This is a genomic window from Wenzhouxiangella sp. YN1 (genome assembly GCF_056324145.1).
The window spans coordinates 1-17,908 of record NZ_JBJNIO010000093.1 but is presented as its reverse complement, the minus strand read 5'-3'; the positions used below and the strand labels follow the sequence as shown (position 1 = coordinate 17,908).

Sequence of the window (17,908 nt, the reverse complement as noted above, 5' to 3'; positions counted from 1 at the left end):
GACCTGCCTGCGTGCGTTTCATGGTCAAGCGTTATTGACCGCCAGAATTGAGCTGGACTGACTAATGGCGACTGCTGAGAACAAACAGGACGATATCGTCACGATCGAAGTCGACGGGCGCGCGCTCGAGGCGAAGAAGGGCGAAATGATCATCCGGGTGACCGACCGTGCCGGCATCCATATTCCCCGCTTCTGCTATCACAGCAAGCTCTCGATCGCGGCCAACTGCCGCATGTGTCTGGTCGATGTCGAGAAAGCACCCAAGCCACTGCCGGCCTGCGCCACACCGGTAGCTGACGGCATGAAGGTGTTCACCGAGTCACGGCGAACGGTGGATGCCCAGCGTGGGGTGATGGAGTTTCTGCTGATCAATCACCCGCTTGACTGCCCGATCTGTGACCAGGGTGGTGAATGCGAGCTGCAGGATCTGTCCATGGGCTATGGGCGCTCGGTGTCGCGCTTTACCGAACGCAAGCGCGTGGTGCGCGACAAGAACGTCGGGCCGCTGATCGAAACCGACATGACGCGCTGTATTCACTGCACGCGCTGCGTGCGTTTCCTCGAGGAGATTGCCGGAACCAGCGAGCTGGGCGGCATGAACCGCGGTGAGCATCTGGAAATCAGTACTTTCGTCGAGCGCAATATCAACTCCGAGCTGTCGGGCAACATCATCGACCTGTGCCCGGTCGGCGCGCTGACCAACAAGCCATTTCGCCACACCGCGCGACCCTGGGAAATGCGTGCGCGCAAGTACATTGGTACTCATGACTGCCTCGGTTCGAACTTGTTCTATCACACGCGCGGCAAGAAGATCATGCGCGCAGTGCCGCGCAGCAACGAGGCAATCAACGAGTGCTGGCTGGCCGACCGCGACCGCTACAGCCACTTTGGCCTGTACGTCGAAGATCGCCTGACCACACCACAAATCAAGGTCAACGGCCAATGGCAGGAGGCAAGCTGGGAAGACGCCCTCGATGCTGCCGCGCGCGCAATCAAGGGAGCGGTCGACACCCATGGCGGCAAGGAGCTGGGCGTGCTGGTTTCCCCGCGGGCAACCGTTGAGGAGCACTACCTGGCGGCGTCGATGGCGCGCGCTCTGGGCAGCGAAAACGTTGATCATCGTCTGCGCCTGCTCGACTTCTCGCATCCGCAGGCCGGTCGCGGCCATCTGGATGTGTCCACCGCCAGCGTGGCCGAGTCCGACGCGATTGTGCTGGTGGGCAGCAACGTTCGCCACGAACAGCCGATTCTGGGGCACCGGGTACGCACTGCCTGGCGCCAGGGTGGCGCCAAGATTGCCGACATCAACAGCGTGGCCTGGGATTTCCACTTCGATCTGGCCGAGCGCATGATCGTGCCGCCACAGGCCATGGTCGACACCCTGGCACGGGTAGCGAAGGCGGCTGCCGATCTCACTGGCAAGAGTCTGCCTGAAGGCAAGCTGGGCGAATATATCGGTGAGCGTCATCCGGAGCAGGAAGCGCAACGGATTGCCGCCATGCTCAAGGACGCCGACTCCGGCGTGCTGTTGCTGGGCGACCAGGCGCTCAACCACCCCGAAGCGGGCTGGCTGCGCCGCCTGGCTGAATGGCTCGCCGAGGCGGTTGAAGTGGCACTGGTGGCGCTGCCCGGGCCAGCCAACAGCCAGGGTGCCTGGGCGGCCGGCAGCGTGCCGCAACGCGGTGGCCTGAACGCTCGCAGCATGATCGCGAAAGGGCGCCAGGCCTACCTGCTCTGGGATATCGAGCCCGACTTCGACCTGGCTGATCCGGCTGCCGCCCGGCGCGCGCTTGACGGTGCCGCTTCGGTCGTTGCGGCAACCGTCTTTGACAACTCGCTGCTGCGCGAAACGGCCGATGTCTTGCTGCCGCTTTCACCCGCGCCGGAAGTCGACGGCACCTGGATCAACGCGGACGGTCATCGTGAAACCCTGCAGGCCGTGGGCCGCGCCCCGGAGCAGGCTCAGGCCGGCTGGAAGATCCTGCGCAAGCTCGGAGAGCTGGTTGGAGCGCAAGGTTTTGACTTTGCCACTCTCGAGACCGTGACCGAACAGGCGCTTGCCGGCGACATCGACGCGGCAGACCATGATGCGCCCGCGGCCCCTTTCGTCGCCGAGGGCGACACCCTTTGGCGCACCGGCGAGGTGCCGATGTATTCAGGCGACAGCCTGCTCAGAAGGGCCCCGGCGTTACAACAGACCACTCAGGCTGCGGCGACCGTGTGTGCCGTTCACCCGGCCACGGCTCGTCGTCATGGCCTTGAGCAGGCCAGCCGGGTTCGGGTTCGCCAGGGCGAGGCCAGCGCGGAGCTTGATCTGGAACTCGACGCGCGTGTGGCGCCCGGCGCCATCGGCCTGCCGGTAGCTACCTGCCCGGTAACCACCATGGGTGCGGGCGGCGGCGACATCAGCGTGGAGGTGCTGTCATGATCGATCAGCTCCTGACCCTGTTGTGGACCATCGCCAAGGTGCTGGCGATCATTCTGCCGGTCACCATTGCCGTGGCCTACTACACCTACTTCGAACGCAAGGTGCTTGGCTACATGCACTCGCGGCGCGGGCCCAACCGCATTGGCCCGCTGGGGCTGCTGCAGCCTTTTGCCGACGTGTTCAAGATGCTGTTCAAGGAACTGATCATTCCCAGCAATGCGAACAAGTTCCTGTTCCTGCTGGCGCCTGTGCTGTCGCTGGGGCCGGCGCTCGCGGCCTGGGCGGTGGTGCCATTCGACGACTGGCTGGTGCTGGCCGATATCGACGCCGGCTTGCTGCTGGTGCTGGCGCTGACCTCGATGGGCGTGTACGGCATTCTGCTCGGTGGCTGGGCTTCGAACTCGAAGTACGCGCTGCTTGGCGGCTTGCGTGCGGCCGCGCAGGCCGTCTCCTACGAGATCGCGATGGGTTTTGCGCTGGTAGGGGTCATCGTGCTGGCCGGTTCATTGAATCTGACCGCCATCGTCGAGGCGCAGACCGGCAGCATTCTGACCTGGTACTGGCTGCCGCTGATGCCGCTGTTCGTCATCTATTTTGTCTCCGGCGTGGCTGAAACCAACCGCCTGCCCTTTGACATGGCCGAAGGCGAGTCAGAGCTGGTGGCTGGCTTCCACGTTGAATACTCCGGCGCCGGCTTTGCGGTCTTCTTCCTGGCCGAGTATGCCAACATGATTCTGGTCTCGGCGCTTGCCTCGCTGCTGTTCATGGGTGGCTGGCTGTCGCCGTTTTCCGGCATCCCCGTCATTGGTGACACCATTCTGGGTGCCGGCGGCGTGCACTGGTTCCTGGCCAAGACCGTGGTGTTCTGTTTCCTGTTTCTGTGGTTCCGGGCCACCTTTCCGCGTTATCGCTATGACCAGATCATGCGCCTGGGCTGGAAGGTCTTCATCCCGATTACCATCGTCTGGATCATGGTCGCCGGCGGATTCCGCGTGATGGGCTGGTTCGGAGGCTGATCGAGGTAATTATGCAAGCTATCGCACGCTATCTTCGCTCTCTGATGCTGCTGGAACTGTTCCGCGGCATGGCCGTGACCTGGCGCTTTGGTGTGGCTCCGAAGACCACGCTCAATTACCCGGACGAACACACGCCGACGTCTCCGCGCTTTCGCGGGCTGCATGCGCTCCGCCGCTATCCCAATGGCGAGGAACGCTGCATTGCCTGCAAGCTTTGCGAGGCGGTGTGTCCGGCACTGGCGATCACCATCGAGTCGCACAACCGCGAGGACAACACCCGACGCACGACGCGTTACGATATCGACCTGTTCAAATGCATCTACTGCGGTTTCTGCGAAGAGTCCTGCCCGGTCGATTCGATTGTGCTGACCGATATCGGCGAGTACCACATGGAAAACGCGTCGGAGAAGGTCGTCGACAAGCAGCAGCTGCTGGCCATCGGGGATCGGTTCGAACAGAGCATTGCCGCCAACCGCGCGCAAGACGCACGCTACCGCTAAGGGTCTGTCTGGAATGCCAATCATCGAAATCGTTTTCTATCTGTTCAGCACCATCCTCGTGCTCTCGGCCCTGAGCGTCATTACGGTCGGCAACCCGATTCACGCGGTGTTGTTCTTGATTCTGAGCTTCTTCTCGGCCGCATGCATCTGGGTGTTGCTGCAGGCGGAGTTCCTGGCCATCACGCTGGTGCTGGTCTATGTTGGCGCGGTCATGGTGCTGTTCCTGTTTGTGGTCATGATGCTCGACATCAACGTGACCTCCATCAAGGAAGGGTTTGCGCGCTATCTGCCGGCCGGAGCACTGGTATCGCTGGCCATGGCGGCCCAGCTGTTTCTCGTCATCTGGACGCGGGGAATGGAAAAGGTGCCGCTGCCGTCCGCCGAGGGCGCCGGCTACAGCAACACCAGCATGATCGGTGAGCTGTTGTATACCGACTATCTGTACCCGTTCGAGATTGCCGGCGTGGTTCTGTTGGTGGCGATCGTTGCCGCGATTGCGCTGACTCATCGCCGCCGGCCGGGCACGAAGTACCAGGATGTCGGCCGCCAGATCCGGGTCAAGCGCGAGGACCGACTGCGCATCGTCAAGATGAAAAGCGAAGGAGAGGACGCCTGATGCTGACACTGGCGCATTTCATTACCCTGGGCGCGGTGCTGTTCAGCATTGCCCTGGCCGGGATATTCCTGAACCGGAAGAACGTACTGATTCTGCTGATGTGCATCGAGCTGATGCTGTTGGCAGTCAATATGAATTTCATCGCCTTTGCCCGCTTCCTTGACGTGCTTGACGGTCAGGTGTTTGTTTTCTTCATCCTGACTGTTGCCGCCGCGGAGGCAGCAATCGGCCTGGCGCTGCTGGTGGTGTTGTTCCGTAACCGCCGCTCGATCAGCGTCGAAGACATGGCCGACCTTAAGGGGTGATGCGGCGCGAGTGCAGGCAGCATGACTGCTGCCAATTGACGAACGTCACGAGGAAACGACAAATGAAGAACATCGGATGCTTTCGTGGTCTTCGTGCGCTTCGTGGTTGAATTCAAAAGCCGTTGGATCGGCAACGAGTAACGGGAATAACTGGTTGTGAATATAGAGACCGTACTGCTGTTGATGCCGCTGCTGCCACTGATCGGCAGCGCCGTGGCCGGATTGTTGCGTCACCAGGTGGGCCGTGCCGGTGCCCATTGGGTCACCATCCTGGCGGTTGGTGGGTCAACGGCGCTCTCCATCTACGTGGCCTGGCAGGTTTTCTTCAATGGCCTGCCGAATATGGATTACACCGTCTACACCTGGGCGGTGACTGACGGCATTCGTTTTCAGGTCGGATTCCTGCTCGACAGCCTGACTGCCCTGATGATGGTGGTCGTGACCTCGGTCTCGCTGATGGTGCACATCTACACCATTGGCTACATGCATGACGACCCCGGCTACCAACGGTTCTTCTCGTATATCAATCTGTTCACCTTCGCCATGCTGATGCTGGTGATGGCCAACAACTTCATGCAGCTGTTCTTCGGCTGGGAAGCGGTGGGGCTGGTTTCCTATCTGCTGATCGGTTTCTGGTTCGGGCGCGAGTCCGCGGTGAAAGCCAACCTCAAGGCATTTCTGGTCAACCGCGTCGGTGACGTTACCTTTGTTGTCGGCATCGGCGCGGTGCTGTTGTTCTTCGGCTCGCTGGACTACGCCACGGTTTTTGCCGGCGTCCCGGAGGTGGAGGGCACCACCATCCGACTCTTCGGCCAGACAGAAGTGCTGGCCACGACGGTGATCTGTCTGGCGCTGTTCTTTGGCGCCATGGCCAAATCGGCTCAGGTGCCGCTGCACGTGTGGTTGCCGGACTCCATGGAAGGCCCAACGCCGATTTCGGCATTGATCCACGCGGCCACGATGGTTACCGCTGGAATCTTCATGGTGGCGCGCCTGTCGCCCATCTTCGAGACCTCCGAGGTTGCTTTGAGCTTCATTCTGGTGATTGGTGGCGTCACCGCCCTGTTCATGGGCCTGGTGGGCATTGTCCAGAATGACATCAAACGCGTGATCGCCTATTCCACGGTTTCGCAATTGGGCTACATGACGGTAGCTCTGGGCGCTTCCGCTTATTCAGCAGCGGTGTTTCACCTTGCGACCCATGCCTTTTTCAAGGCCCTGCTGTTCCTGGCAGCCGGATCGGTCATCATTGCGCTTCATCATGAGCAGGACATGCGCAAGATGGGCGGCTTGAAAAAATACATGTCCATTACTGCCATCACTGCCTGGGTAGGTAGCCTGGCGTTGATCGGCTTCCCCTTTCTTTCCGGATTCTTCTCCAAGGAAATGATCATCGAGGCCGTCGGCCTGGCCGAGCGTCCGGGCGCGGGCTTTGCTCATTTCGCCGTCTATGCCGGCGTGCTGGTGACTGCTTTGTATACCTTCCGCATGCTGTATCTGACTTTCCACGGCCCGACGCGCATGGACGAGGAGACGCGCTCCCAGGCGCGTGAAAGCCGCCCCGTAGTGACCGTGCCGTTGGTGCTCCTGGCCATCGCGTCACTTGGCTTTGGCTATTTCACGGTCGAGCCACTGCTGTTCGGGGGCGCATTGGCCGATGCCATTTCGGTGCGGCCGGAAAACGATGTGGTTGCCGCGCTGGGCGAGCACTTCAATGGCCCGCTGGCGATGTCGCTGCACGGGTTTGTCACTCCGGTCTTCTGGCTCGCCATGCTGGGCGTCGCTCTTGCCAGCTATATCTACCTGATCAACCCGGGTATGGCCGACAGCCTCAGAGAGCGCTTCCGCCTGATCTGGACCATCCTCGACCGCAAGTACGGATTCGACGAGCTGTGGCAGAACGTCCTGGCTCGCGGCGGGCTCGGAGTGGCCTCTGGCCTGTCCAAAGGTGGCGACCAGACCGTGATCGACGGCTGGTTGGTCAACGGCTCGGCTCGGTTGATCGGCCGCATGTCAGCCGTTCTTCGTACCGCCCAGTCCGGCTTTCTGTTTCACTACGCTTTCGTCATGGCCGTCGCGCTGGTAGCCATGCTGGCGACGTTCATGCTGCTCCGATAAGGAATTTGACCCATGCTGGATTGGCCCCTGCTCAGCCTTCTGATCTGGATACCGGCGGTCGGTGCAGTCGCCGTGGCGACTCTTGGCCGCCGCTCGCCGGATGTGGCGCGCGTGCTCGCCTTGATCGTCGCCCTGGTGACATTCGGACTGTCGTTGCTGTTGTATGTCGGCTTCGATACCGGATCGGCGGACATGCAGTTTGTCGAGAAGCTGGTTTGGATCGAAGCATTCAATATCCATTACCACCTGGGTATCGACGGTATCTCTCTGCCGCTGATTCTTCTCAACACGCTGACCAGCCTTGTCATCGTGATCAGCAGCTGGCATGTCAGTGATCGACCGCACCAGTACATGGCCACGTTCCTTGTGCTGCATGCGTTGATCACCGGCACATTTGCTGCGCTCGATATTCTGCTGTTCTATGTCTTTTTCGAGTTCAGCCTGATCCCGATGTATCTGATCATCGGCATGTGGGGTGGGCCCAACCGCATCTACGCAACGATCAAGTTCTTTCTGTACACCTTTCTGGGCTCGGTCTTCTTGCTGATCTCAATGCTGTGGCTGTACCTGGATTCCGGCAGCTTCGATGTTGCCACGCTGCAGGAACATGGCCTGTCGATGACGGCGCAGATGTGGCTGTTCTTCGGCATGCTGATTGCCTTTGCTGTCAAAGTGCCGATGTGGCCGGTCCACACGTGGTTGCCCGACGCGCACGTTGAAGCGCCCACCGGCGGCTCGGTTGTGCTGGCCGCGGTCATGCTCAAGATCGGCACCTACGCCATGCTGCGCTACCTGCTGCCGATAGTGCCCGATGCTGCCGGTCAGTTCGACTGGCTCATCATTGCGCTCTCACTGATCGCCATCATCTATATCGGCCTGGTAGCGATTGTCCAGCGCGACATGAAGAAGTTGATCGCCTATAGCTCGATTTCGCACATGGGCTTTGTCACGCTGGGCATATTCCTGGGCTTTGCCATTGCTCGCAACACCGGCGAGTTGACGGGTGCGACGCTGGGCATGACTGGTGCCATGGTCCAGATGATTTCGCACGGCTTCATCTCGGCAGCGTTGTTCCTGTTTGTGGGCGTGCTCTACGATCGGGTTCACAGCCGCCAGATCGCGGATTACGGTGGCGTGGCCCATACCATGCCGTGGTTTGCCATGTTCACCATCCTGTTTTTCATGGCCAACTCGGGGCTTCCGGGCACTTCCGGGTTTGTCGGCGAATTCATGGTCATTCTGGCCGCGTTCCACGCCAATATCTGGATTTCTCTGGGCGTGGCGCTCATGTTGTTGCTCGGCGCAAGCTACAGCCTGTGGCTCGTCAAGCGAGTGATCTACGGTGAGGTGGGCAATGACAAGATCGCGTCACTGAAAGATCTCGACAAGCGTGAGTGGATCGTGATGGCGGCGCTGGCCATTCTTGTGATCGCGGTGGGCGTTTATCCGTTCCCACTCATTGAACTCATGCAGCCGTCGGTGGAAAACCTGGTCGAGCACATCATGCAGTCGAAGCTGGGCTGACAGGAAAACCATGCGGGCGTTTAGTGAACCGACAACAGAGAGCCGCTGCGGCTGGCCGTTGGTTTCAAACCGGACAATGACAACAGACTTCAACCATGACGATTAGCGAACTGCAACTGGCGCTGCCTGAAATATTCGTGCTCGGCATGACCTGCGTGGTCCTGCTTGCCGACTTGTTCATTTCCGATGGGCGCCGCGGCCTGACCCACACTCTGGCCCTGGTCACTCTGGTGTTTGCCACCATCCTGAGTCTGGGCTCGATGATGGCGCCGGGCCAGGTGGAGCACGCCTTTTCCGACACCTTCGTGCGCGATCGCTTTGGTGACGTGCTCAAGGTGTTCAGTTATCTGATCTTCATCGGCGTGTTTGTTTACGCAAAGCACTATCTGCGCGAGTTCAATCTGTTCAAGGGCGAGTTCTACACGCTCAGCCTGTTCGCCCTGCTGGGCATGATGGTGCTGATCTCGGCTGGCTCCTTGCTGACCGTCTATCTGGGTCTCGAGGTGATGGTGCTGGCAAGCTACCCGCTGGTGGCGCTCAACCGTAAATCGCTTCCGGGTTCCGAGGCGGCGATGAAGTTTTTCGTCCTGAGCGCAATGGCCTCGGGGTTTCTCCTTTTCGGCATGAGCCTGATCTTCGGCGCGACCGGTTCGCTTGATCTGTCTGCTGTGAGTGCCGCCCTGACGGCCGGAATGGGCGACGACATGCTCCTGACTGTCGGCCTGGTGTTCATCGTGCTCGGCATTGCCTTCGAGTTTGGCGCCGTCCCGCTGCATATGTGGATTCCGGACGTCTACGACGGTGCGCCGCTGCCGATCACGCTGCTGCTCAGTTCAGTACCCAAACTGGCCGCAGTTGCTTTGGCCATCCGCCTGCTCGATAACGGCATGATACAGCTGCACGGAGACTGGCAGGGCATGCTGATTGTGCTCGCAGCGCTGTCAATGGTGCTCGGCAATGTCGTCGCGATTGCCCAGACCAACATCAAGCGCATGCTGGCCTATTCAACCATTGCGCATATGGGTTTTGTGCTGCTTGGCCTGCTTCCGGCCACTCCCGAAGGCTATGCGGCAGCGATGTACTACGCCATCATTTACGGCATCATGTCAGCCGGCAGTTTCGCGGTGCTGATCCTGCTGTCGCGGGATGGCCGGGAAGCCGATCAGCTCGATGACCTCAAGGGTCTGGCACGCCGCAACCCCTGGCATGCACTGATGATGCTGGTTCTGATGTTCTCGCTGGCGGGGATTCCGGTCTTTGCCGGCTTCTTTGCCAAATGGCAGGTGATTGTCGCTGCTCTTTCGGCGGGCTACACCTGGTTGGGCATTCTGGCCGTGATTACGGCGGTCATTGGTGCTTTCTACTACCTGCGCGTGGTCAAACTGATGTACTTCGACGAGCCCGAAGACAGCGAGCCAATGACGGCTCCGGTAGACTTTGGCGCGGTGCTGACGGTCAATGGCATGGCCATGATTGGACTCGGGATTTTCTCCGGAGGTCTGATTGCCCTGTGCCTGTCGGCATTCGCGCAGGGCTAGCAAGCACAGGCAGACGCCTTTGTCAAAGCCACCAGGCCAGGGCGAACCAGACGACCATCAGCACACCAATGACAGCGCCGGCAAGCGTGCCGACCACGACGCCGACACTGGCGCCGACACCGGCGCGCAGCGACGCATCGAGCCTGGCGCGGCTGGCCATGTGGCCGAGTACGGCTCCCAGAAAGGGACCGAAGAGAATGCCGGGTATCCCAAAAAACAGGCCAATCAACAGCCCCAGAGTCGCGCCCACTATGGCGTGACGCCCGGCACCAAAGCGCCGCGCACCCTCAGCAGTGGCGACGAAGTCGATCACCATCGACAGCGCCGTCAGCGCCGTCATCCACAGCAGCGTCCACCAGCCAACGCGCTCGAAACCGTCGAGCCAGGCCAGCAGCACAAGGCCCAGCAGGACGATCGGCACGCCGGGCAATATCGGCAAAATCGTCCCTGCCAACCCGACGAGAACGAGGGCCAGAGCCAGTGCCCAAACCGGCCAGATCAATAGTTCCCAGCTAAGCCACTCCATCACATGCGCCCGCACTTGCAAGGGCCCAATCTTATTGGAATCGGGTAGCGATGACCAGTGGAGTCACCTAAGCTGATTCCCGTGAACCGACAGAGTCCGTGGGCAGCAGATACCCGGCCGATCATGTCTCACCGGGCCGAGATATATCATCACGGCATCAATTTACAGAAGCAAGAACTTGCGGCCTGTCACGAAGCTGTGTAATATCTGCGCCGTCTAGTTGGGGGCTAGGCTGGTGGACAAATCTATGGTTTCAGATCGGGGAGGATCTGTGACCACCTCATGATCGGCAAGTAGTCACAACCTGCCAAAGCGCCACCGGACGGGGGCCGTGACGAGCGGCTCAGGGATGGATTTACCTGTCGGTGGGACCGATGATTGCACTTCTGCGCATACCAGCGCTTTTTTCACAGCCCGCACCAGCTGCTTTCCTGTTTCATGACAGAGGCTCCAAGCCGCCTGGTGGCCAGCGTGTTCGCACCTTCTTCCAGCGGTTGTTTGTGGCAGCGATTGCTTGTCTAGGCTGCGGTTACGCCTTTGGGCTGACAGTCAGCGGCGAACTCTCGGCGGATACGCATTGGGGGCCGGTTCACCGGGCGGATTGATGGTGGCCCAGACGAACGCCCATTACCGCCCCGGCCTGAGCGTGGGCACCTACCGCTACCAGCCCTGGGTCAGATACGTCTACGGTATGCCCATGGCGCTCGATGCTGGTGGGGTGAATATGGACCTTGACTCCGTGCCAAGTCAGCTGACCACACACAATGGCAGCGAAAGCAAGCGTCTTGAGTCAGCGCAGCCGTTGGGGATGCTCAAGAGTATTCTGGAGAGCTCGGTGCCCGAGCAGCAGTTCAGTACCGAAGACGAGCAGGCTGAGGGGGTGAGTGCAGTCTCCGCCATCGCCAAGGCGCAGGCTGAGGGGCAGCGGGTGTTTCATATCACGCAGGACAATCTGGATGAGGCATTGGGGGAAGTTGCGATCAGCAGCGCGTCGCGCAGTGATATCAGGCGGGCGGTGAGTAAGTTCGGCTACGAGGCCATCGTGCATGAAGCGCCGATCACTGTGCCCGGGTGGCAGGGGAGTGGGTATATCCTGACCGATCCGGAGACAGGGGCCGGGTCCTATATGATCGATGGGGGGAAGAATGGGGCTTTTAAGTTGATTGTCTCTGGATTGCTGATTCTGATGGTCGCTTTTCTTGCCTTCCCGCTACTCCTAGCGTCCGGGGTAGGGCTTGTCTTCTTCGCGCTTGCCCTTGTGGTTTCAACAACCCTGATCGCTGCCGGGTTCGCGCTTCTTGAGGATAACGTGAAACTGTGCAACGCATTAGTATCATTTGCTATGGGTACCATTGCCGTTATGGTTTCTCTTCTAATTCCAGGTGTTAGTGCAGCTGTGGCAGCAATGGTTGGCTTGGTGACGAACGCCCTTGCAAGCTTGGTATCTACATATGCAGGATATTGTCGATGAGCATTCCTAAGTTGCTAGTCACTGTAACTTTTGAGTATCGTTTTATTGCCATGGTTCTGATGGCAAGTTTATTGGCTTCATTCAGAATGGCGAAGTCTTTATATGTGGCTAGCTTTCTGCTCATGATTTCTTGGCTATATATTTTTGAGCTGCATGTTCTTTCCGGGATGGATAAGGTTTCAGCCTTCTATGACACATTGTCTACGCTCTCTTTCTTTATTGTACTTTTTGTTTTCTGCCTTGCCATAACGATACTTGATCCCAAAGAAGCCAGGGGGGATAGGTTCCATGGTCGCTTTCCACATCTAAGGTTTACTGGAGTGAGGTATCTAGATATCGCTATGTCATTTTCGTACATGGGTATTTTTGCGTACTGGTCTTGGATCTCCTGGTAAACCTACTTAAAGCGTAGATGAGCGATACGACCACGGATGATGTACTGGGCGGTCGCAAGGCGATCGTCCAGCAGAGCGGCGAGCTGACCGAACGGCCCGACAACCGGATTGTGCTGCGCGGTGCCGACTGGGCCAGCTTGCCCGACAGCTTGCGGGTGACCTTCGATGTCGACCCCCTCACCGGCCAGCCCCAGGGCGGGGTGGTGCTGCCCTCCCTGTGTGTCAACCTCGTCCCATACACTTCTGCTTTGAGTTAGTGTAATTCTTCAGGGCTCTCGGAACGAGGAATCAATGCAATGCCTAAGCCAGCCCCCGAACAGCGAGATACAGAAGTTATCCCCGAGCCTGCGCTGGAAAAGCGCTCCCGGCGCCGGTTCTCAACAGAATACAAGCTCCGAGTGATTGCCCGGGCCGACGCCTGCCAGTATGGTGAAGTCGGTGAACTGCTCCGCTCCGAAGGCCTCTACAGCAGCCAATTGCAGCAGTGGCGCAAGGACCTGGCCGCCGATGGAGAAACCGGGCTGGGCAAGACCAGGCCGGGGCCTCAATCCGCGCTGACGCCCGATCAACGCCGCATCCGACAACTGGAAAAACAGCTTTCCGGGCTGCAATGCAAGCTCGAAATTACCCAGGACTGCGTTGAGCTCCAAAAAAAAGCCTTGTCGATGCTGGATCGGGCGCGCAATGGGGAAGCCGAATGAAGGCTGTCCTCGAACAGCGCCCGGACCGTCTTCCCCTGGCAATGGCCTGTCGATCGGATAAAGCAACACCTGTTCTGTAAATTCTCTTATCCTTCCATCGGCACTATTGCTCCATTGTGAGGTAGACCCGTCCGGTCTCCCACTCGTCGGAGATTTCCATGGCAACGGCTGAGACCAGTCTCAGGCAGCTGTCTTCATTCGGGAACAGTGTCGCCACCCGTGTCCGCCGCTTGAGTTCTTTGTTCAAACGCTCGACCATGTTGCTGGTCCGGATGCGTCGGCGATGGCCCTCGGGGAAGGCGAAGACGGTCAAGGCTTCCGGGATCGCCTCGGCGGCCCAGGCGGCCAGCTTGGGGGCTTTGTCCTGATAGGCCTGGATCAGCCGGTCAAGCTGTCGTTCGGCTTCTTCCCGGTTGAGTGCGTTGAACACGCCCCGGATGGCTTGTGCCACTTCCCGCTTCATGCTCTGGCGAGGCACGTACTTCTGGGCGTTCTGCTGAACATGGAACTGGCAACGCTGCCATGGCACGGCCGGGAAGACCGCCTTGCGAGCGGCCTTTAGGCCTTCGTGAGCGTCCGAGATAAACAGCTCGGTACCGTGCAGGCCTCGATCCTTGAGGCTGGTCAGAAATTCGCGCCAGTGGACCTCCTGCTCGGACAGGGCTACGGAGACACCCAGCACACTGCGCTGGCCCTGGCGATCGATCCCGATAGCCAGCTGGACCGCACTGTCCAGCACCTGGCCGCCGTGGCGGACCTTCTCGTAGCGCGCGTCGAGGTAGACGTAGGGCATGGCCTCGATCGGGCGCTCGCGCCACGCTGAGAGCGTCTCATCGAGCGCCTGGGCTGCCCGGCTGACCTCGCTGGAGCTGACGTCTATGCCGCACAACTCCTGAGTCAGCTTGGCCATCTTCCTAGTCGAGACACCCTGAACGTAGGCCTCGGCCAGCGCCAGGCGCAACGCACGCTCGGACTTCAGGCCCTTCTCCAGGCAGTTCGGGTAGAAGTCGCTGGCGCGAGTCTGCGGAACTGCTAGATCCAGCTCGCCAACGCGTGTTCGAACCCGTTTCGGCTTGAACCCGTTGGCATAGCCCCGGCGCTGCTCGGAACGCTCGTAGGGGCTGGCCTGAAGGTGCCGGCTGCGCTCTACTTTCATCATCTCGTTGAGCAGCACTTCCAGCGCTTGACTCATGCCGTCAAATCCTTCCTCGGCCAACAGTTCAAAAACCCGTTCCAGCGCGGTATCCTCTACTTGGTAGGTCATCGGTTGATTCCTTTTCGTCTGTGTCGTCGAAAACTCCGACAAAAGGATAAGCCGGTGACCTACCTCAAACCAAGGCCACCGAAATTACAGAACAGATGGTGCACTAACGTCGATCGCTGGGCCTGAACCGCAGCACCGTTTACGCGCACCGAAAACGCCAGCGCGACGGTCAGCCTGCCCGGACCGCTCGGCACGACAGTATCCAGCCCAGAGCCTTGACGCCGGCTCAGCGTCAGGAGGTCCTGGATGTGCTCCACAGCGAGGAATTCTGCGATCAACCACCGTTCGAGGTCTATTCCGAGTTACTGGAGCAAGGCCGCTACCTGTGCTCGACCAGCAGCATGCATCGCTATTTGCGCGCTGAGGGGTGTGCCGGCGAGCGACGCAACCAGCGACCCGCTCAGCACCACGCTATCCCGAGACTCAAGGCGACGGCACCGAACCAGGTCTGGACGTGGGATATATCAAAATTGCCCGTTCACACGCGCGGCACTTACCTGTCACTGTACGTCATTCTCGACCTGTTCAGCCGCTTTGCGCTGGCCTGGATGGTCTCGCGGAAGGAAAACAGTGCCTTGGCCCAGCAGCTGGTGACAGAAGCCAGCAGCCGCTACCGGATCGAGAGCGGACAACTGACGCTGCATCAGGATCGCGGCTCACCGATGATTGCGCACAGCTTCCTGGACCTGCTCGGCGAGCACGGTATTACTGGAAGCCACAGTCGGCCTCGGGTCAGCAACGACAATCCGTTCAGCGAATCACAGTTCAAGACGGCCAAGTATCAGCCGGACTATCCGGGGCGCTTCGAGAGCATCGCCCATGCTCGACGATGGTTCGAGCGTTACTTCGAGTGGTACAACTTCCACCATCACCACAGTGGCTTGGCCGGGTTCACGCCAGAACAGGTCTTTACCGGCCGCTATCGCGAGCTGGCTGGAACCCGACAAGCGGCGCTTGATGAAATGTACCGGAAACACCCGGAGCGTTTTGTCGCAGGGCCACCGGCCACCTCACTGCCGCCGGCCGTCGTCACGATCAATCCGATCGCGCTTGAGGCCATCGAACGTGGCGAATCAAGTGCCGTGAACTTCCCGACCTTACCGTCAGCCCGTCATACAGCAAGAGAATCTACGTTAACTTTGAAATAAGTGTCCGAAACAGGTTGACATGTTCCGGTAATCTGCTCCCAAACTCAACTCAAGGAGCAGATCATGTCTTCGACCTATCGCATTCGCCGCTCGGCAAAGCAGTGGCAGAACCTGATTGACGAGCAGGCCGGCAGCGGCCTGAGCCAGGTGGCGTTTTGCAGGCAAGAGAGGCTTGCACTGAGCACCTTTGCCAACTGGAAGCGGCGCCTGGCCGGTAAGAGTCCAGCGGCCACCTGTGACGAACCGGAGTCGGCAACGTCGCCGTGGATTGATCTGGGTGCCATGACGGGTTCGGAGCCGGGCTGGGACATTGAGCTGGATCTTGGCGGTGGCCTCTGCCTGCGGCTGCGGCGGCGCTGATGTTTTTCCCTGAAGATCGCGTCCGGGTCTGGCTGTATGCCCGGCCCACCGACATGCGCAAACAGTTCGATGGTCTGGCGGCCCTGGCGCGCAACCAGCTCGAAGAGGATCCCATGAGCGGCCACCTGTTCGTGTTCATCAACCGCAGGCGGACCTACATGAAGGTGCTCTACTTCGACCGAGGCGGCTATTGCCTGTGGTGCAAGCGCCTGGAGCAAGGGCAGTTCAACTACAACGTGCATCGCGGTGACAAGCAGGCGCTGAGTTGGACCGATCTGAGGCTGCTGCTCGATGGCATCAAGGTCGAAAAATCGCGTCAGTTCAAGCGCTTTGACCGGCAGGTGCCACACCGGCTGAAGTATAATGAAGACCATGCCACAGGCTCGCACGAAAACCCCGATCAGCCCGCAGCAATACGCTCGGCTGCAAGGCGATTATGACGCACTGCAACGAGACCATGCAGCGCTCAAGCGACAGCATGACCACGAGCTTGCCTCGCTCAAGCAGCAGCTCGCCTGGCTCAAGCGCCAGCTGTTCGGACCGAAGTCCGAGAAGCGTCTGATCGATGAGGCAGTGGACCAGAAGGCGCTGTTCGAGACGGCGGGCGAATCCGCCGAAGTGGCACCAACCGAGTCGATCAGCTATACGCGCAAGAAGGCAGTCAAGGAGCGCGGCAATGCGGTAACTGACTCGGGCCTTCGCTTCAGCGAGGATGTGCCGGTCGAAGTCATCCGGGTCGCCGATCCTGAGATCGAAGCCATCCCGGAACAACACCGGATCGTCATCGGCGAGAAGGTGACCCACCGCCTGGCCCAGCGGCCGGGCAGTTATGTGATTTTGCAGTATGTCCGTCCGGTCATCAAGGACTTGAGGGATGATCACGTCCATACCACGCCGGCCCCGGCCAACGTGCTCGAAGGTAGTCTGGCTGATGTCAGCTTGCTGGCCGGTCTGATGGTCGACAAGTTCTGCTATCACCTGCCACTGTATCGCCAGCACCAGCGCCTGGCCACCAACGGCATTACCGTTAGCCGCAGCACGCTGACCAACCTGGTCAAGCGCGCCGTCCAGCTACTCGAGCCGGTCTATGACGCCCAGCTTGAGCAAGTACTTCAATCGAAAGTGCTGGCCATGGACGAAACCCCGATCAAGGCCGGGCGTTCGAAGACGCCGGGCCGGAAAGGCAAGATGAAACAGGCCTGGTTCTGGCCGGTCTATGGTCAGGATGATGAAGTCTGCTTTGTGTTCTCGCCAACCCGCGCGAGCCGGGTCGTTACCGACACGCTGGGCAAGCACTTCTCGGGCACGCTCATCACCGATGGCTATGCGGCCTATGCCCGCTATGCCCAGGCACGCCCGGAGATCACCCATGCCAACTGCTGGGCCCATGCCCGGCGCAAGTTCGATGCGGCCCTGGGCGATGAGCCCAAGGCGGCTGATCAGGCCCTGGAGTTGATCGGCCAGCTCTACCGGATCGAGGCGCAGATCACCGACCAGGCGCTGACGGGCCGAAACAAGCTCGGATATCGCAGCCAGCACGCCCTGCCGGTCGTTCAGGCCTTCTGGGCCTGGTGTGAGCAGCACATGCGGCGCATGGATCGGCCCAAGACCAGCCTGCTGCGCCGGGCGGCGAACTATGCGCTCTCGCGCAAGGCGTCACTGGAGGTGTTCCTGTCCGATCCGGAGGTGCCGATCGACACCAACCACCTCGAGCGCGCCCTTCGGCCCATCCCGATGGGCAAGAAAAACTGGCTCTTTAGCTGGACCGAGCTCGGGGCCAGGGACATCGGCACCATCCAGAGCCTGCTGGTGACCTGCCGAATCCACGGCATCAACCCCTACACTTATCTGGTCGATGTGCTCCAGCGCGTAGGTCAGCACCCGGCCAGCAAAGTCGAGCAGCTCACGCCCAGGCTGTGGAAAGAGCACTTCGCCAGCAAGCCGCTTGTATCAGACGTGCAGTGGATCGACCAGTAACGGTCGGGAATGAACGCTTAC

At 60.0% G+C, this 17,908-nt stretch carries 18 protein-coding genes; 16 read left to right on the top strand and 2 right to left on the bottom strand.

Annotated features, from left to right (window positions below; genetic code table 11):
- The first annotated feature begins 64 nt into the window (after positions 1-64).
- The 8 genes from nuoG (at position 65) to nuoN (ending at position 10,045) form a co-directional block, all read left to right on the top strand.
- The gene (gene nuoG, locus ACEWQZ_RS01815) at positions 65-2,428 is read left to right on the top strand and encodes an NADH-quinone oxidoreductase subunit NuoG (RefSeq protein ID WP_476481360.1); all 2,364 of its coding nucleotides are present in this window, start codon (positions 65-67) and stop codon (positions 2,426-2,428) included.
- A complete protein-coding gene (gene nuoH / locus ACEWQZ_RS01810; protein WP_476481359.1) occupies positions 2,425-3,444 on the top strand; it encodes an NADH-quinone oxidoreductase subunit NuoH in 1,020 nt (339 codons plus the stop codon). Before nuoG ends, nuoH begins: the two co-directional genes overlap by 4 nt.
- Positions 3,445-3,455: 11 nt before the next feature.
- Entirely contained in the window at positions 3,456-3,944 is a 489-nt protein-coding gene (gene nuoI, locus ACEWQZ_RS01805) for an NADH-quinone oxidoreductase subunit NuoI (protein WP_476481358.1), read from the top strand.
- Between the two features lie 13 nt (positions 3,945-3,957).
- Positions 3,958-4,560 carry an NADH-quinone oxidoreductase subunit J gene (locus ACEWQZ_RS01800; protein ID WP_476481357.1) on the top strand — a complete coding sequence of 201 codons (603 nt, stop codon included), beginning with the start codon at positions 3,958-3,960 and terminating at the stop codon, positions 4,558-4,560.
- Positions 4,560-4,865, top strand: coding sequence for an NADH-quinone oxidoreductase subunit NuoK (gene nuoK / locus ACEWQZ_RS01795; protein ID WP_476481356.1), 306 nt, complete (start codon positions 4,560-4,562; stop codon positions 4,863-4,865). Before ACEWQZ_RS01800 ends, nuoK begins: the two co-directional genes overlap by 1 nt.
- A gap of 162 nt (positions 4,866-5,027) precedes the next feature.
- Positions 5,028-6,983, top strand: a complete 1,956-nt coding sequence (gene nuoL, locus ACEWQZ_RS01790; protein ID WP_476481459.1) for an NADH-quinone oxidoreductase subunit L — start codon at positions 5,028-5,030, stop codon at positions 6,981-6,983.
- A gap of 12 nt (positions 6,984-6,995) precedes the next feature.
- Positions 6,996-8,507: an NADH-quinone oxidoreductase subunit M gene (locus ACEWQZ_RS01785; protein ID WP_476481355.1), complete on the top strand. Its 1,512-nt coding sequence runs from the start codon at positions 6,996-6,998 to the stop codon at positions 8,505-8,507.
- 95 nt (positions 8,508-8,602) lie between these two features.
- Positions 8,603-10,045, top strand: coding sequence for an NADH-quinone oxidoreductase subunit NuoN (gene nuoN / locus ACEWQZ_RS01780; protein WP_476481354.1), 1,443 nt, complete (start codon positions 8,603-8,605; stop codon positions 10,043-10,045).
- A 22-nt stretch (positions 10,046-10,067) separates the two neighbouring features.
- Here nuoN and ACEWQZ_RS01775 read toward each other — a convergent pair whose 3' ends face one another.
- Positions 10,068-10,571 (bottom strand): DUF456 domain-containing protein, encoded by a 504-nt coding sequence (locus ACEWQZ_RS01775; RefSeq protein ID WP_476481353.1) that lies wholly within the window; start codon positions 10,569-10,571, stop codon positions 10,068-10,070.
- 604 nt (positions 10,572-11,175) lie between these two features.
- Here ACEWQZ_RS01775 and ACEWQZ_RS01770 point away from each other — a divergent pair.
- From ACEWQZ_RS01770 to ACEWQZ_RS01755, 4 genes are read left to right on the top strand one after another with little or no spacing between them, the layout of a single operon-like run.
- Positions 11,176-12,042 carry a hypothetical protein gene (locus ACEWQZ_RS01770; protein ID WP_476481352.1) on the top strand — a complete coding sequence of 289 codons (867 nt, stop codon included), beginning with the start codon at positions 11,176-11,178 and terminating at the stop codon, positions 12,040-12,042.
- A complete protein-coding gene (locus ACEWQZ_RS01765; protein WP_476481351.1) occupies positions 12,039-12,437 on the top strand; it encodes a hypothetical protein in 399 nt (132 codons plus the stop codon). The genes ACEWQZ_RS01770 and ACEWQZ_RS01765 overlap by 4 nt, the downstream gene beginning before the upstream one ends.
- A 17-nt stretch (positions 12,438-12,454) precedes the next feature.
- On the top strand, positions 12,455-12,694 hold the full coding sequence (locus ACEWQZ_RS01760; protein WP_476481350.1) for a hypothetical protein: 240 nt from the start codon (positions 12,455-12,457) through the stop codon (positions 12,692-12,694).
- Between the two features lie 39 nt (positions 12,695-12,733).
- Positions 12,734-13,138: a transposase gene (locus tag ACEWQZ_RS01755; RefSeq protein WP_476481349.1), complete on the top strand. Its 405-nt coding sequence runs from the start codon at positions 12,734-12,736 to the stop codon at positions 13,136-13,138.
- Between the two features lie 103 nt (positions 13,139-13,241).
- On the opposite strand, the gene ACEWQZ_RS01750 is transcribed toward ACEWQZ_RS01755, so the two are convergent.
- Entirely contained in the window at positions 13,242-14,402 is a 1,161-nt protein-coding gene (locus ACEWQZ_RS01750) for an IS256 family transposase (RefSeq protein ID WP_476481348.1), read from the bottom strand.
- 116 nt (positions 14,403-14,518) lie between these two features.
- Between ACEWQZ_RS01750 and ACEWQZ_RS01745 the strand changes: the two genes are divergently transcribed.
- The 4 genes from ACEWQZ_RS01745 (at position 14,519) to tnpC (ending at position 17,887) form a co-directional block, all read left to right on the top strand.
- Entirely contained in the window at positions 14,519-15,550 is a 1,032-nt protein-coding gene (locus ACEWQZ_RS01745; RefSeq protein ID WP_476481458.1) for an IS3 family transposase, read from the top strand.
- Positions 15,551-15,613: 63 nt separating this feature from the next.
- Positions 15,614-15,910, top strand: coding sequence for an IS66 family insertion sequence element accessory protein TnpA (gene tnpA, locus ACEWQZ_RS01740; RefSeq protein ID WP_476481347.1), 297 nt, complete (start codon positions 15,614-15,616; stop codon positions 15,908-15,910).
- Positions 15,910-16,350 carry an IS66 family insertion sequence element accessory protein TnpB gene (gene tnpB / locus ACEWQZ_RS01735; protein WP_476481346.1) on the top strand — a complete coding sequence of 147 codons (441 nt, stop codon included), beginning with the start codon at positions 15,910-15,912 and terminating at the stop codon, positions 16,348-16,350. The genes tnpA and tnpB overlap by 1 nt, the downstream gene beginning before the upstream one ends.
- A complete protein-coding gene (gene tnpC, locus ACEWQZ_RS01730) occupies positions 16,274-17,887 on the top strand; it encodes an IS66 family transposase (RefSeq protein WP_476481345.1) in 1,614 nt (537 codons plus the stop codon). Before tnpB ends, tnpC begins: the two co-directional genes overlap by 77 nt.
- Positions 17,888-17,908: the final 21 nt, after the last annotated feature.

Excerpts from the sequence above, each read along its gene's own strand:
- nuoI (WP_476481358.1), top strand. The coding sequence starts at position 3,456 with ATGCAAGCTATCGCACGCTATCTTCGCTCTCTGATGCTGCTGGAACTG.
- ACEWQZ_RS01775 (WP_476481353.1), bottom strand. The coding sequence starts at position 10,571 with ATGGAGTGGCTTAGCTGGGAACTATTGATCTGGCCGGTTTGGGCACTG.
- ACEWQZ_RS01770 (WP_476481352.1), top strand. The coding sequence starts at position 11,176 with ATGGTGGCCCAGACGAACGCCCATTACCGCCCCGGCCTGAGCGTGGGC.
- ACEWQZ_RS01765 (WP_476481351.1), top strand. The coding sequence starts at position 12,039 with ATGAGCATTCCTAAGTTGCTAGTCACTGTAACTTTTGAGTATCGTTTT.
- tnpA (WP_476481347.1), top strand. The coding sequence starts at position 15,614 with ATGTCTTCGACCTATCGCATTCGCCGCTCGGCAAAGCAGTGGCAGAAC.
- tnpC (WP_476481345.1), top strand. The coding sequence starts at position 16,274 with ATGAAGACCATGCCACAGGCTCGCACGAAAACCCCGATCAGCCCGCAG.
- ACEWQZ_RS01800 (WP_476481357.1), top strand. The coding sequence starts at position 3,958 with ATGCCAATCATCGAAATCGTTTTCTATCTGTTCAGCACCATCCTCGTG.
- nuoH (WP_476481359.1), top strand. The coding sequence starts at position 2,425 with ATGATCGATCAGCTCCTGACCCTGTTGTGGACCATCGCCAAGGTGCTG.
- ACEWQZ_RS01785 (WP_476481355.1), top strand. The coding sequence starts at position 6,996 with ATGCTGGATTGGCCCCTGCTCAGCCTTCTGATCTGGATACCGGCGGTC.
- ACEWQZ_RS01760 (WP_476481350.1), top strand. The coding sequence starts at position 12,455 with ATGAGCGATACGACCACGGATGATGTACTGGGCGGTCGCAAGGCGATC.
- nuoK (WP_476481356.1), top strand. The coding sequence starts at position 4,560 with ATGCTGACACTGGCGCATTTCATTACCCTGGGCGCGGTGCTGTTCAGC.
- tnpB (WP_476481346.1), top strand. The coding sequence starts at position 15,910 with ATGTTTTTCCCTGAAGATCGCGTCCGGGTCTGGCTGTATGCCCGGCCC.
- ACEWQZ_RS01750 (WP_476481348.1), bottom strand. The coding sequence starts at position 14,402 with ATGACCTACCAAGTAGAGGATACCGCGCTGGAACGGGTTTTTGAACTG.
- nuoN (WP_476481354.1), top strand. The coding sequence starts at position 8,603 with ATGACGATTAGCGAACTGCAACTGGCGCTGCCTGAAATATTCGTGCTC.
- nuoG (WP_476481360.1), top strand. The coding sequence starts at position 65 with ATGGCGACTGCTGAGAACAAACAGGACGATATCGTCACGATCGAAGTC.
- ACEWQZ_RS01755 (WP_476481349.1), top strand. The coding sequence starts at position 12,734 with ATGCCTAAGCCAGCCCCCGAACAGCGAGATACAGAAGTTATCCCCGAG.